General features: G+C 68.7%; 12 protein-coding genes. 6 read left to right on the forward strand and 6 right to left on the reverse strand.

Features of this window, described 5'->3' with window-relative positions; genetic code table 11:
- Positions 1-68: 68 nt before the first annotated feature.
- The 3 genes from KAK07_RS16605 to KAK07_RS16615 are packed head-to-tail and all read right to left on the reverse strand — an operon-like array spanning position 69 to position 4,377.
- Positions 69-1,559, reverse strand: a complete 1,491-nt coding sequence (locus KAK07_RS16605) for an HlyD family type I secretion periplasmic adaptor subunit (protein WP_247661137.1) — start codon at positions 1,557-1,559, stop codon at positions 69-71.
- A gap of 2 nt (positions 1,560-1,561) precedes the next feature.
- Positions 1,562-3,832 carry a type I secretion system permease/ATPase gene (locus tag KAK07_RS16610; RefSeq protein WP_247661136.1) on the reverse strand — a complete coding sequence of 757 codons (2,271 nt, stop codon included), beginning with the start codon at positions 3,830-3,832 and terminating at the stop codon, positions 1,562-1,564.
- On the reverse strand, positions 3,832-4,377 hold the full coding sequence (locus KAK07_RS16615; protein WP_210854421.1) for an NUDIX hydrolase: 546 nt from the start codon (positions 4,375-4,377) through the stop codon (positions 3,832-3,834). Before KAK07_RS16615 ends, KAK07_RS16610 begins: the two co-directional genes overlap by 1 nt.
- 71 nt (positions 4,378-4,448) lie before the next feature.
- Between KAK07_RS16615 and KAK07_RS16620 the strand changes: the two genes are divergently transcribed.
- The 3 genes from KAK07_RS16620 to pgeF are packed head-to-tail and all read left to right on the forward strand — an operon-like array spanning position 4,449 to position 6,558.
- Positions 4,449-5,141, forward strand: a complete 693-nt coding sequence (locus KAK07_RS16620) for a fumarylacetoacetate hydrolase family protein (RefSeq protein WP_210854420.1) — start codon at positions 4,449-4,451, stop codon at positions 5,139-5,141.
- A gap of 24 nt (positions 5,142-5,165) precedes the next feature.
- Positions 5,166-5,798 (forward strand): maleylacetoacetate isomerase, encoded by a 633-nt coding sequence (gene maiA, locus KAK07_RS16625; protein WP_210854432.1) that lies wholly within the window; start codon positions 5,166-5,168, stop codon positions 5,796-5,798.
- 46 nt (positions 5,799-5,844) lie between these two features.
- Entirely contained in the window at positions 5,845-6,558 is a 714-nt protein-coding gene (pgeF, locus tag KAK07_RS16630) for a peptidoglycan editing factor PgeF (protein ID WP_210854419.1), read from the forward strand.
- On the opposite strand, the gene KAK07_RS16635 is transcribed toward pgeF, so the two are convergent.
- Positions 6,490-6,765 carry a hypothetical protein gene (locus KAK07_RS16635; RefSeq protein WP_210854418.1) on the reverse strand — a complete coding sequence of 92 codons (276 nt, stop codon included), beginning with the start codon at positions 6,763-6,765 and terminating at the stop codon, positions 6,490-6,492. The two genes, pgeF and KAK07_RS16635, sit on opposite strands and share 69 nt — an antisense overlap.
- A 129-nt stretch (positions 6,766-6,894) precedes the next feature.
- On the opposite strand from KAK07_RS16635, the gene phaC reads away from it, so the two are divergent.
- The 3 genes from phaC to phbB all read left to right on the forward strand — a co-directional run bounded on the left by phaC (position 6,895) and on the right by phbB (position 10,715).
- Complete coding sequence (gene phaC / locus KAK07_RS16640) at positions 6,895-8,598, forward strand: class I poly(R)-hydroxyalkanoic acid synthase (RefSeq protein ID WP_310740746.1); 1,704 nt, start codon at positions 6,895-6,897, stop codon at positions 8,596-8,598.
- Positions 8,599-8,665: 67 nt separating this feature from the next.
- On the forward strand, positions 8,666-9,844 hold the full coding sequence (locus KAK07_RS16645) for an acetyl-CoA C-acetyltransferase (protein ID WP_210854417.1): 1,179 nt from the start codon (positions 8,666-8,668) through the stop codon (positions 9,842-9,844).
- Positions 9,845-9,977: 133 nt separating this feature from the next.
- Positions 9,978-10,715, forward strand: coding sequence for an acetoacetyl-CoA reductase (gene phbB, locus KAK07_RS16650; RefSeq protein WP_210854416.1), 738 nt, complete (start codon positions 9,978-9,980; stop codon positions 10,713-10,715).
- Between the two features lie 127 nt (positions 10,716-10,842).
- Here phbB and KAK07_RS16655 read toward each other — a convergent pair whose 3' ends face one another.
- Entirely contained in the window at positions 10,843-11,460 is a 618-nt protein-coding gene (locus KAK07_RS16655; protein ID WP_210854415.1) for a YitT family protein, read from the reverse strand.
- Entirely contained in the window at positions 11,457-11,675 is a 219-nt protein-coding gene (locus KAK07_RS16660) for a DUF2788 domain-containing protein (RefSeq protein WP_210854414.1), read from the reverse strand. The genes KAK07_RS16655 and KAK07_RS16660 overlap by 4 nt, the downstream gene beginning before the upstream one ends.
- Positions 11,676-11,765 lie beyond the last annotated feature (90 nt).

Genomic DNA, 11,765 nt, shown 5'->3' on the forward strand with positions numbered 1-11,765 from the left:
GTCCAGGGGGGCGCCGTCAGGCGCTGGACACCCGCCGCCCACGGTGAGCGGCATGCCTGGTGTCCGTCTTATCGTTCGCGCAGTGCGTAAGCTTTAGCCTTGATGATCGGCTTGAGCAGGTAAGACAGCACGGTCTTGCGACCGGTCAGGATGTCCACCTCGGCGGTCATCCCGGGCAGCACCGGCAGCTTGTCGCCAAAATTGGGCTGCTGGGTGCGCACGCGCACGACGTAGAAGGCATTGCCTTTCTCGTCGACTTCGGTGTCGGGGCTGATGTTCTCGACCGTGGCTTCCAGACTGCCGTAGATCGAGAAATCGTAGGCGGTGAACTTGACGTTGGCCTTCTGGCCGGGCACCAGGAAGGCGATGTCGCGGGGCAGGACCCGTGCCTCCAGCACCAGGGTGTCGTCCAGCGGCACGATCTCCACGATGTCCTTGCCGGGCTGGACCACGCCACCCACGGTGTTGGCCATCAAACGCTGCACGCGGCCGCGCACCGGTGACTTGACCTGGGTCTTGTCCACCTTGTCGTCCAGCGCCACCTTGCCCTCGTTGAGCGCGTTGAGCTTGCCCAGTGCCTCGGAGAGCTCCTTGCGGGCCTCGTTGCGGAACTGCAGCTCGGTCTCCTGGACCTTGCGGTTGGCTTCGCCGATCGCGGCCTGGGCACGTGCGATCTGCGCGGCGGCGCCCTCGGCGTCGCCACGGTTGCGGGTCACGTCGCGCTCCAGGCGCAGCACGTCGACTTGCGAGACCGCGCCCGTGGCCAGCAGCGGCCGGGTCTGGTTGAGTTCCTGCTGCGCCAGCTCCAGGCCGCGGATCGCGGCCGAGCGACGTGCCTGGGCCTCGGACAGCTCCTGCTGGCGCTGCATCACCTGCTGGCGGCTGATCGACACCAGCGTGGAGAGCTCACTCATGCGCGACTCGTACAGGCGACGCTCTTCCTCGATGATGTGCTCGTCCTCGGCGTCCTTGCCGGAGGGCGGCTTGAAGGTCGACCCCTCCGCCTGCGCACGCAGCCGGGCCACACGCACCTGCAGCGCAAAGCCCTGGGCGTTGGCCTCGCGCACGCCCGAGGTGGCGCGGGTTCCATCAATGCGCAGCAGCAGCTGGCCGGCGTCGACCACGTCGCCCTCGCGCACCTTGATCTCGGAGACCACGCCGCCGTCGAGCGCCTGCAGCACCTGCAACTGGCTGGAGGGCACGACCTTGCCGTCGCCGCGGGTCACTTCGTCGACCTGGGCGAAGGCGGCCCAGGCCAGCAGCACCGCCAGCGTGATGGCGGTGACGCGCACCAGGTGCTGGGCGCGGGCCGTGGACTGGCGCGACATCACGCCCTCGACCGTGCGCTCGAAGGCGTCCATGCCCGGCATCACCGCCGTGCCAGCCGGTGGCGGCAGGACGATCTGCTTGAGCGCGCTCCAGACCTGTCCCGGCTTGCGCTGGGCGGCCGCGGGCTTGGCGGGCGGCGCCATCGTGACCGAGGGGGCTGCGGGGGCCGCGGGCGCTGCGACCGGCGGTTGGGTGCCTGCGGGCACCGAGGCGTTGTCTTGCTCGCTCATGCTCATGCCGCCCTCGCGATGCGGCCGCTTTGCAGCGCTTCCATGATGCGGTCGCGCGGGCCGTCGGCCACCACGCGTCCGCCATCGACCACGATGACCCGGCTGACCAGCGACAGCAGCGAGGTCCGGTGGGTCACCAGCACCACGGTCTTCTCGCGGGTGAACTCACCCAGGCGCTGGGTGATCTGGGCCTCGGTGGAGAAGTCCATTGCGCTGGTCGGCTCGTCCAGCAGCAGCACCGGCGAGTTGTGCAGCGCGGCGCGGGCCAGGCCCACGCCCTGGCGCTGACCGCCGGAGAGGTACTCGCCGCGCTCGCCCACGTTGAGGTCGAAGCCGTGCGGATGGCGGTTGATGAACTCGCCCAGGCCGGCCAGTTCAGCGGCCGCGACGATCGAGCCGTCATCCGCATAAGGCAGGCCGAAGGTGATGTTGTCGCGCAGCGAGCCGAAGAACAGCATCACGTCCTGCGACACGCAGCCCACGTTGCGGCGCAGGTCGGCGGGGTCGAGCTGGCGCAGGTCGATGCCGTCGATCAGCACCGCGCCCTCGGTGGGCTGGTACAGGCCCATCAGCAGGCGCTGCAGCGTGGACTTGCCTGAGCCCACCTTGCCGATCACCGCCACCCGTTCGCCGGGCTGGACCTTGAAGCTGATCTTGTCCAGCGCCTTGTCGTCGCGGCCGGGGTAGGCAAAGGACACGCCGCGGAACTCGATCTCGCCGCGCAGCTTGGCGCGGTGGATGTAGGCCTTGCCGGCCGGACGCTCGACCGGGTTCTTCATGATCTCGTCCAGGCCGGTCAGCGCGGTGCGCGCGCCCTGGTACTGCATCAGCAGCGCGACGATCTGGCCGGCGGGCATCAGCGCGCGGCTGGCCAGCATCGACGAGGCGATCAGGCCGCCCATCGTCAGCATGCGGTTGCCGATCAGGTAGACACCGATGACCACGGTGGTCACGGTCACCAGCTGCAGCACGAAGTTGGTCAGGTAGCCGGCGCCCTGCGACAGGCCGCGCATGCGCACCGAGGTGCTGGCCAGGAAGACGTTGGTCTTCTCCCAGCGCGACTGGATCACGCCCTCGGCGCCCTGCGCCTTGATGGTCTCGATGCCGGTGAGCGCCTCCACCAGCGTGGCGTTGCGCATCGCCGAGGCACGGTAGGTGGATTCCGACAGCCGCTGAAGCTTGTCCTGCAGCAGCCAGCCGGCGCCCATCACCGCGGCAAAGCCCACCACCACGGGAATGGCCAGCCAGGGCGAGATGACGATGATGACCAGCAGGAACAGCGCGGCGAAGGGCAGGTCGATCAGCGCGGTCACGGTGGACGAGGCGATGACGTCGCGCACCGTCTCGAAGCCGCGCAGGTTGGAGGCGAAGGAGCCCACCGACTGCGGCCGCTTCTCCAGGCGCATGCCCAGTACCTGTTCCATCAGGCGGGCGCTGAGCTCCACGTCGATGCGGGCGCTGGCCTCATCGACGAAATGGCTGCGCAGCTTGCGCAGCAGCAGGTCGGCCAGCAGCACGATCACCACGCCGACCGCCAGCGTCCACAGCGTTTCATAGGCGGCGTTGGGCACCACGCGGTCGTAGACGTTCATCGTGAACATCGGCAGCGCCAGCGCCAGCACGTTGACCAGGCCGGCGGCCAGCAGGATGTCGCGGTAGACGTGGCGCTGACCCAGCAGCGCCGACCAGAACCAGTGGCCCTTGGCGCGCTCATGCACCTCGGGCGCGCGCTCGTCGAAGCGGAAATGCGGCCGCACATACAGCACCAGGCCGCGGTAGCGCGCTTCCAGCTGCTCGGTGCTGAGCTGCACCGCGCCCTGGCCGGTTTCCGGCAGCAGCACCCGGGCCTCGCCGGCCTCGGTCCAGCCCAGCAGCACGCAGCTCTTGTCGTCCTGCAGCAGCAGGATGGCGGGCAGCGCGGCGGCGTCAATGGCCTGCACCTGCTGGCGCTCCAGCCGGGTGTACATGCCGGCCCGGGCGGCGGCCCGCTCGGCCAGGTCCAGCGACAGGCGGCCCTGGTTGTTCAGCGGCAGACCGGCGCTGAGCGAGGCACGGGTGGCACCGTGGCCATGCAGCCGGCAGATCTCGACCAGGCAGTCGAGCAGCGGGTCTGGCGTCAGCAGATCCTCGCGCTGGCCCGGCGGCGGCAGTCGACCGCTGACCACGCGCGTGGCAGCCACCGCCGGGGCGGGGGCCGGGGCGGCTGGCGTGGGGGTGGGCGCGGGTGTCCCGGGAGCGGGCATGGTCGGCTCGGGCGGCGAAGAGGTCGTCATCAGGCGATATCGGAGGAATGGACGCCGAATTGACCCCGACGTCGGTCGTCGAAGAATCGGGTCAAGGTTTCCCGCACGGTGCGGAAGGCCAGTTCATCCCAGGGCACCTCGTCCTCGCGGAAAAGGCGGGCCTCCAGGGTCTCGGGACCGGGGTCCAGGTGGGTGTCGAGCATGCGGGCACGGTAGAACAGGTGGACCTGACCCACGCGCACCACATTGAGCACGGTGAACAGGCCGTCCAGCTCGACGTGGGCGCCGGCCTCCTCGACCGTTTCGCGCAGCGCGCCCTCGGCGGTGCTTTCACCCAGTTCCATGAAGCCCGCCGGCAGCGTCCACAGGCCGTGGCGCGGCTCGATGGCGCGGCGGCACAGCAGCACCTGCTCGCCCCAGACCGGGACGGTGCCGACCACGTTCAGCGGGTTCTCGTAGTGGATCAGGGCGCAGGCGCTGCAGACGGCGCGCGGCCGGTTGTCGTCGGCCGGCACCTGGTACTGGGTGGGCGCGCCGCAGGCGCGGCAATGCTGGATGGTTCGGGCTGCCCACATGTCACTGAGTGTAGCGGCCCGCATGGCATCATCGACGGCTGCACAGCCCTCGTCAGTGAGAGAACCCGCCCATGGATGTCATTTTTCCGCCGGCCCCACCGGTCATCGTGCCCACCATCGACGGCCGGGGTTTTCCGGTGCACCGCATCTACTGCGTCGGGCGCAACTACGTGGACCACGCGATCGAGATGGGGGCCACCGGCCGTGAGCCCCCGTTCTTCTTCATGAAACCGGCCGACGCCGTGGTGCCGGTCGCGGCGGGCCAGACAGGCCACATCCCGTACCCGTCGCAGACGAAGAACCTGCACCACGAGGCCGAACTGGTGGTGGCCATCGGCACCGGTGGCACCGATATCCCGGTGGAGCAGGCCGTGCGCCACATCTTCGGCTACGCCTGTGGCCTGGACATGACCCGCCGCGACCTGCAAAACGAGATGAAGAAGCAGGGCCGCCCCTGGGACATCGGCAAGTCCTATGACCAGTCCGCGCCGATCGGCCCGATCCACCCGATCAGCGCCACCGGCGAGTTGCTGACCGGTGCAATCAGCCTGAGCGTCAACGGCCAGGTGCGCCAGCAGGCCGATGTCTCGCAGCTGATCTGGAGCGTGGCCGAGACCATCTCCGTGCTGAGCCAGGCCTGGGCCTTGCAGCCGGGCGACCTGATCTACACCGGCACGCCCGCTGGCGTGGGGGCGGTGGTCTCGGGCGACCGCATGGACATGCAGATCGACGGCCTGGGCGGGCTGTCGGTGGTGGTGGACTGACACGGAGGCGCGGCGACCATGGCGATCGAGCTGTTCAACTACTTCCGCTCGTCGGCGTCCTACCGCGTGCGCATCGCGCTGGCGCTCAAGGGCCTGCCCTTCGACTACCGTGCGGTGCACCTGCAGAAGAACGAGCAGACGGCCGAGTCCTACGCCGCCGTGTCCGCGGCCCGGCTGGTGCCGCTGCTGCACGACGGTGACGCCTGGGTGCACCAGTCGATGGCCATCATCGAGTACCTCGACGAGACCCACCCCGAGCCACCGCTGCTGCCCGCCCATCCGCTGGACCGCGCCCGGGTGCGCGCGCTGGCGCAGGACATCGCCTGCGAGATCCATCCGCTGAACAACCTGCGCGTGCTGCGCTACCTGGTGCAGTCCATGGGCGTCAGCGAGGACGACAAGAACCGCTGGTACCGCCACTGGGTCGAGACCGGCCTGGAGACCGTCGAGCGGCAACTGGTGGCCCGTCCGGGTCGCTTCTGCCACGGCGACACGCCGACGCTGGCCGACTGCCTGCTGGTGCCGCAGATCTTCAACGCGCAGCGCTTTGACTGCCGCCTGGACCACGTGCCCCAGGTGATGCGGGTCTTCGAGGCCTGCATGGCGCTCGATGCCTTCGAATCCACCCGTCCCGAGAAGTGCCCGGATGCGGCCTGAGGACTGGCTGCGGGCTGACGGGTTGCCGGCCGGGGTGGCCGGGGGCATGTCCACGCGGGCCGGTGGGGTCAGCCTGGCCCCGTTCGACGCGCTGAACCTGCGGCCCTCTGGGCTGCGCGCCGATGCGGTGGACGACCCGCTGGCCATTGCCGAGAACCAGCGCCGCTGGGCGGCCGTCATGGCTCCCGCGCGGCCGGTCTGGCTGGATCAGGTGCATGGCGCGCGCGTCGTGCGCCTGGGGCTGGCAGACCTGAACGAGGCCAGCGGTCCCTTTCACCAGGCCGATGCGGCGGTCACCACCGTGCGCGGCGTGGCCTGCACCGTGCTGGTGGCCGATTGCCTGCCGGTGCTGCTGGCCGATGTCCGGGGCGTCGCCGTGGGTGCCGCGCATGCGGGATGGCGTGGACTGGCTGGCGGTGTGCTGGAGGCCACGGTGGCTGAACTGTGCGACGCGGCCGATTGCGCCCCGGCCGCGCTGCAGGCCTGGCTGGGCGCCTGCATCGGCCCGACGGCCTTCGAGGTGGGCGAGGACGTGCGCGCCGCTTTCGGTGCCTCGGCGCAGGCCCACTTCCGCCCCACCGGCGAGGCCGGGAAATGGTGGGCCGACCTGCCGGCGCTGGCCCGCCAGCGGCTGGCGGCGGTGGGCGTGAGCCAGGTCAGCGGCGGACGCTGGTGCACGGTCAGCGACCGGTCACGCTTCTTCTCGTTCCGGCGGGACCGGGTCACCGGTCGCCACGCGGCCTCGGTCTGGCTCGCCTGAGCGGGCGTTTTCAGCCGGCGCTTCGGCGGCCTGCCGCGCGCGCCGCCGCAAGGGTGTGCCCAGGATGTACAGCAGGATCCACAGCGGCAGCACCCCGTAGCCCAGCAGGATGAACAGTGCGCCAAGCAGGCTGCCGCGGGGCGCCGTGGCTTCCGCGGCGGCCATCATCACGACAACGAACCCCCAGGCGATGGCGACGATGTGCATTTCGAATTATGAAAAGTAGAATCAAATGGTGGAAAATTCAGTCATCATGGGGTAAGCTTGCGCCCGAAGAATGCTGCCACACACCACAGGCCGATCAGGCCACATGATCGAGGAGACACGCGCGTGAAGATGCCGGCCATGCCCACCCTGGACGCCTTCGGTCCGCAAGCCCAGCAGTCGGCCGACGCCTTCGGCGCTGCCGTTGGCGGCCTGATGAAGTCCATGGGCGCGCTGAACCTGCCCGGCGACGCGCTCGCCAAGCTGCAGGCCGACTACCTGAAGGAAGCCACGCTGATCTGGAACGGCACGCTGCAGTCGATGCAGGGTGGCGAGGCCGCCGCTGCTGCGCCGATCAAGGACCGCCGCTTCTCGTCCAAGGACTGGAGCGCCACCCCGGCCAGCGCCTTCAGCGCCCAGATGTACCTGCTCAACGCCCGCACGCTGATGCAGATGGCCGAGAGCGTGCAGGGCGATGCCAAGACCAAGGGCCGGATCCGCTTCGCGGTGCAGCAGTGGGTCGACGCGATGAGCCCCAGCAACTTCCTGGCGCTCAACCCCGAGGCCCAGCGCAAGGCGCTGGAAAGCCGCGGCGAGAGCATCTCCAAGGGCGTGCAGCAACTGGTGCACGACCTGCAGCAGGGCCATGTCTCGCAAACCGACGAGAGCCTGTTCGAGGTCGGCCGCAACGTGGCCACCACCGAAGGCGCGGTGGTCTTCGAGAACGAGTTCTTCCAGCTGATCGAGTACAAGCCGCTGACCGCCAAGGTCTACGAGCGGCCGATGCTGTTCGTGCCGCCGTGCATCAACAAGTACTACATCCTGGACCTGCAGCCCGAGAACTCGCTGATCCGCTATACCGTGCAGCAGGGCCACCGGGTGTTCGTGGTCAGCTGGCGCAACCCGGATGACTCGATGGCCGCCAAGACCTGGGACGACTACATCGAGCACGGCCCGATCGCCGCCATCCACACGGTCCAGGCGATCACCGGCGCCAAGACCATCGACACGCTGGGCTTCTGCGTCGGCGGCACCATCCTGTCCACCGCGCTGGCGGTGCTGGCGGCGCGCGGCGAGCAGCCGGCCGAGTCGGTCACGCTGCTGACCACCTTCGTCGATTTCGCCGACACCGGCATCCTCGACCTCTTCGTCGACGAGCCGATGTGCCAGATGCGCGAGATGACCATCGGCGAGCGCGCGCCGCAGGGCCCCGGCCTGCTCAAGGGCCAGGAGCTGGCCACCACCTTCAGCTTCCTGCGTCCGAACGACCTGGTCTGGAACTACGTGGTGGGCAACTACCTGAAGGGCGAGACCCCGCCGCCCTTCGACCTGCTGTACTGGAACAGCGACTCGACCAACCTGCCGGGCCCGATGTACTGCTGGTACCTGCGCAACACCTACCTCGAGAACAAGCTCAAGGTGCCGGGTGCGCTGACCACCTGCGGCGAGAAGGTCGACCTGGGCGCGATCAAGGCGCCGGTCTACCTGTATGCCTCGCGCGAGGACCACATCGTCCCCTGGACCGGCGCCTATGCCTCCACCCAGGTGTTCAAGGGCAAGAAGCGCTTCATGCTGGGCGCCTCCGGCCACATCGCCGGGGTGATCAACCCGCCGGCGGCCGGCAAGCGCAGCCACTGGGTGAACGACAAGCTGCCCGAGACCGCCGAGGCCTGGCTGGCCGGCGCCAAGGAAATGCCCGGCAGCTGGTGGACCGACTGGGCGCAGTGGCTGGGCAGCCATGCCGGCAAGCAGGTGGCCGCGCCCAAGTCCTACGGCAACGCCAGGTTCAAGGCCATCGAGCCGGCGCCGGGCCGCTACGTCAAGCAAAAGGCCTGAGTCGGCCGAGCCCGCAACGCATTCATACTTCACGGCCTGACCGTGGCCATTTCCTGAGGAGACTTTCATGACCGACATCGTCATCGTTGCCGCCGCCCGCACCGCCGTGGGCAAGTTCGGCGGTTCCCTGGCCGGCGTCGCCGCCCCTGAGCTGGGTGCTGCGGTGATCCAGGGCCTGCTGGCCCGCACCGGCCTGGCCGGCGAGCAGATCGGCGAGGTCATCCTGGGCCAGGTGCTGACCGCCGGCTCGGGCCAGAACCCGGCGCGCCAGTCGGTGATCAAGTCGGGCCTGCCCAACGCGGTGCCGGCGATGACCATCAACAAGGTCTGCGGCTCGGGCCTGAAGGCGGTGATGCTGGCCGCGCAGGCCATCCGCGACGGCGACAGCGAGATCATCATCGCCGGCGGCCAGGAGAACATGAGTGCCTCGCCCCACGTGCTGATGAACAGCCGCAATGGCGCCCGCATGGGCGACACCAAGCTGGTCGACACCATGATCAACGACGGCCTGTTCGATGTGTACAACAAGTACCACATGGGCATCACCGCCGAGAACGTGGCCAAGCAGTACGGCATCAGCCGCGAGGCCCAGGACGAACTGGCCCTGGCCAGCCAGCGCAAGGCCGCTGCCGCCCAGGACGCCGGCAAGTTCAAGGACGAGATCGTCGGCATCAGCATCCCCCAGCGCAAGGGTGATCCGGTGGTCTTCGACGCCGACGAGTTCCTGAACCGCAAGACCAGCCTGGAAGGCCTGGCCGGCCTGCGCCCCGCCTTCGACAAGGCCGGCTCGGTGACCGCCGGCAATGCCTCGGGCATCAACGACGGCGCCGCCGCGGTGATGGTGATGAGCGCCGCCAAGGCCGCCGCGCTGGGTCTGAAGCCGCTGGCCCGCATCGCCAGCTACGCCAGCGCCGGTCTGGACCCGGCCATCATGGGCATGGGCCCGGTGCCGGCCGCCCGCAAGGCGCTGGAGCGCGCCGGCTGGAAGGCCGCCGACCTGGACCTGCTGGAAATCAATGAAGCCTTCGCGGCCCAGGCCTGCGCGGTGCACAAGGAAATGGGCTGGGACACCGACAAAGTCAACGTCAATGGCGGCGCGATCGCCATCGGCCACCCGATCGGCGCCTCCGGCTGCCGCATCCTGGTCACGCTGCTGCACGAGATGCAGCGCCGTGACGCCAAGAAGGGCATCGCCTCGCTGTGCATCGGCGGTGGCATGGGTGTGGCGCTGACCGTCGAGCGCTGATCCCTGGTCACCACGCGCGGGTTGACCCGGGCGTGGATGTGCATGAGCGGGTGAGTACGGACCCGCGACTTCCCGGTCGGGGCAGATCATGACCCCACCGGACCCCAATGGAATCTCTAGAGGAGCAAGAGCAATGGCACAGAAAGTGGCGTATGTGACGGGTGGCATGGGCGGCATCGGAACCGCGATCTGCCAGCGTCTGGCCAAGGATGGCTTCAAGGTCATCGCCGGCTGCGGCCCGAGCCGTGACTTCGACAAGTGGCTGGGCGAGCAGAAGGCCCTGGGCTACTCCTTCTACGCCTCGGTGGGCAACGTCGCCGACTGGGACAGCACGGTGGAGGCCTTTGCCAAGGCCAAGGCCGAGCATGGCCCGATCGACGTCCTGGTCAACAACGCCGGCATCACCAAGGACCGCATGTTCCTGAAGATGACCAAGGAAGACTGGGACGCGGTGATCAGCACCAACCTGACCTCGATGTTCAACGTGACCAAGCAGGTCGTGGCGGACATGGTGGAGCGGGGCTTCGGCCGCATCATCCAGATCTCGTCGGTCAACGGCGAGAAGGGCCAGGCCGGCCAGACCAACTACTCGGCCGCCAAGGCCGGCATGCACGGTTTCACGATGGCCCTGGCCCAGGAACTGGCCGCCAAGGGCGTGACGGTGAACACCGTCAGCCCGGGCTACATCGGCACCGACATGGTCCGTGCGATCAAGCCGGAAGTGCTGGAGAAGATCATCGCCACCATCCCGGTCAAGCGCCTGGGCACCCCCGAGGAAATCGGCTCGGTCGTGGCCTGGCTGGCGGGTGACGACTCCGGCTTCACCACCGGCGCCGACTTCTCCTGCAACGGCGGTCTGCATATGGGCTGACCGCCCAAGGGCGGTCCGCCCATATGCAGACCGCCTTCGGCCGACCGTTGGGCTCCCCCTGCCCCCTCCGGGAGGGGGTTCCAGCCAGACAGTCGATCTCGGGCCGGCATTGCCGGCCCGTGTCGTTTCAGTAGGCCACGTAGCGGCCGGGCTTGTGGTTCACCGCCAGCGCGAAGTTCATCGCCACGGCGCCCAGCACGCTCAGCGCCAGACGGCGGGCGTCGGTGAAGGGCCAGCTGGCCAGCAGGATGGCGGCGTCGATGCTCAGCTGCACGATGCCGGCGCGCCAGCCGTAGCGCTCCTGCAGCCACAGCACCACGGTGTTCAAGCCGCCCAGGCTGGCGCGGTGGCGGAACAGGATGATGAAGCCGGTGCCGATCAGCGATCCGCCGGCCAAGGCGGCGAACAAGGGGTTCAGCGTGCTGTAGCCCAGCCACTGCGGCATCAGCTCCGACAGGCCCGACAGCAGCGTCACCGCCGACAGCGTCTTGACCGTGAACTGCGGCCCCAGGCGCTGCCAGGCCAGCCAGTAGAAGGGCAGGTTGATCACGAACAGCAGCGGGCCGAAAGGCAGGCCGCTGCCGTAGTGAGCCAGGAAGGCCAGGCCGACCGTGCCGCCGGTCATCAGACCCAGGTGGCGAAACATGGTCAGGCCGATGCTGACGAACAGCGTGCCGATCAGCAGCGCCTGGGCATCGTCGAACAGCGTGTGGCGCTGCGGCTCGGCCTCGTCGGGCGCGTTCATTCGACGATGCCGACCATGAAGTACTTGATGATGCCCTTGAGCACGAAGCCCAGCAGACCCACGCCCAGACCCAGCAGCAGCACGAAGGTGCCGAAACGGCCGGCCTTGGACTCGCGCGCCAGCTGCAGGATGATGAACACCATGTACAGCATGAAGGCCGAGACCCCGAAGGTCAGGCCGAACCAGGCGATTTGTTCTTCCGTGTAGCCGAACATGTCAGTGTTGCCCGGCCGCTCCGAAGGGACTGAGCGCCTTCTCTGTGAGCTTCGGACGAAGTGAGCGTGGAAATGTCATGTCAGTCCCGC

It is taken from the genome of Ideonella alba, from assembly GCF_018069875.1.
In the GTDB taxonomy this organism is placed as follows: Bacteria; Pseudomonadota; Gammaproteobacteria; order Burkholderiales; family Burkholderiaceae_C; genus Ideonella; species Ideonella alba.

Bases quoted from the DNA above. Each gene is read 5' to 3' on its own strand.
- KAK07_RS16620 (WP_210854420.1), top strand. From the start codon at position 4,449: ATGGATGTCATTTTTCCGCCGGCCCCACCGGTCATCGTGCCCACCATC.
- phbB (WP_210854416.1), top strand. From the start codon at position 9,978: ATGGCACAGAAAGTGGCGTATGTGACGGGTGGCATGGGCGGCATCGGA.
- phaC (WP_310740746.1), top strand. From the start codon at position 6,895: ATGCCGGCCATGCCCACCCTGGACGCCTTCGGTCCGCAAGCCCAGCAG.
- KAK07_RS16645 (WP_210854417.1), top strand. From the start codon at position 8,666: ATGACCGACATCGTCATCGTTGCCGCCGCCCGCACCGCCGTGGGCAAG.
- pgeF (WP_210854419.1), top strand. From the start codon at position 5,845: ATGTCCACGCGGGCCGGTGGGGTCAGCCTGGCCCCGTTCGACGCGCTG.
- KAK07_RS16605 (WP_247661137.1), bottom strand. From the start codon at position 1,559: ATGAGCGAGCAAGACAACGCCTCGGTGCCCGCAGGCACCCAACCGCCG.
- KAK07_RS16615 (WP_210854421.1), bottom strand. From the start codon at position 4,377: ATGTGGGCAGCCCGAACCATCCAGCATTGCCGCGCCTGCGGCGCGCCC.
- KAK07_RS16610 (WP_247661136.1), bottom strand. From the start codon at position 3,832: ATGACGACCTCTTCGCCGCCCGAGCCGACCATGCCCGCTCCCGGGACA.
- KAK07_RS16655 (WP_210854415.1), bottom strand. From the start codon at position 11,460: ATGAACGCGCCCGACGAGGCCGAGCCGCAGCGCCACACGCTGTTCGAC.
- KAK07_RS16660 (WP_210854414.1), bottom strand. From the start codon at position 11,675: ATGTTCGGCTACACGGAAGAACAAATCGCCTGGTTCGGCCTGACCTTC.
- KAK07_RS16635 (WP_210854418.1), bottom strand. From the start codon at position 6,765: ATGCACATCGTCGCCATCGCCTGGGGGTTCGTTGTCGTGATGATGGCC.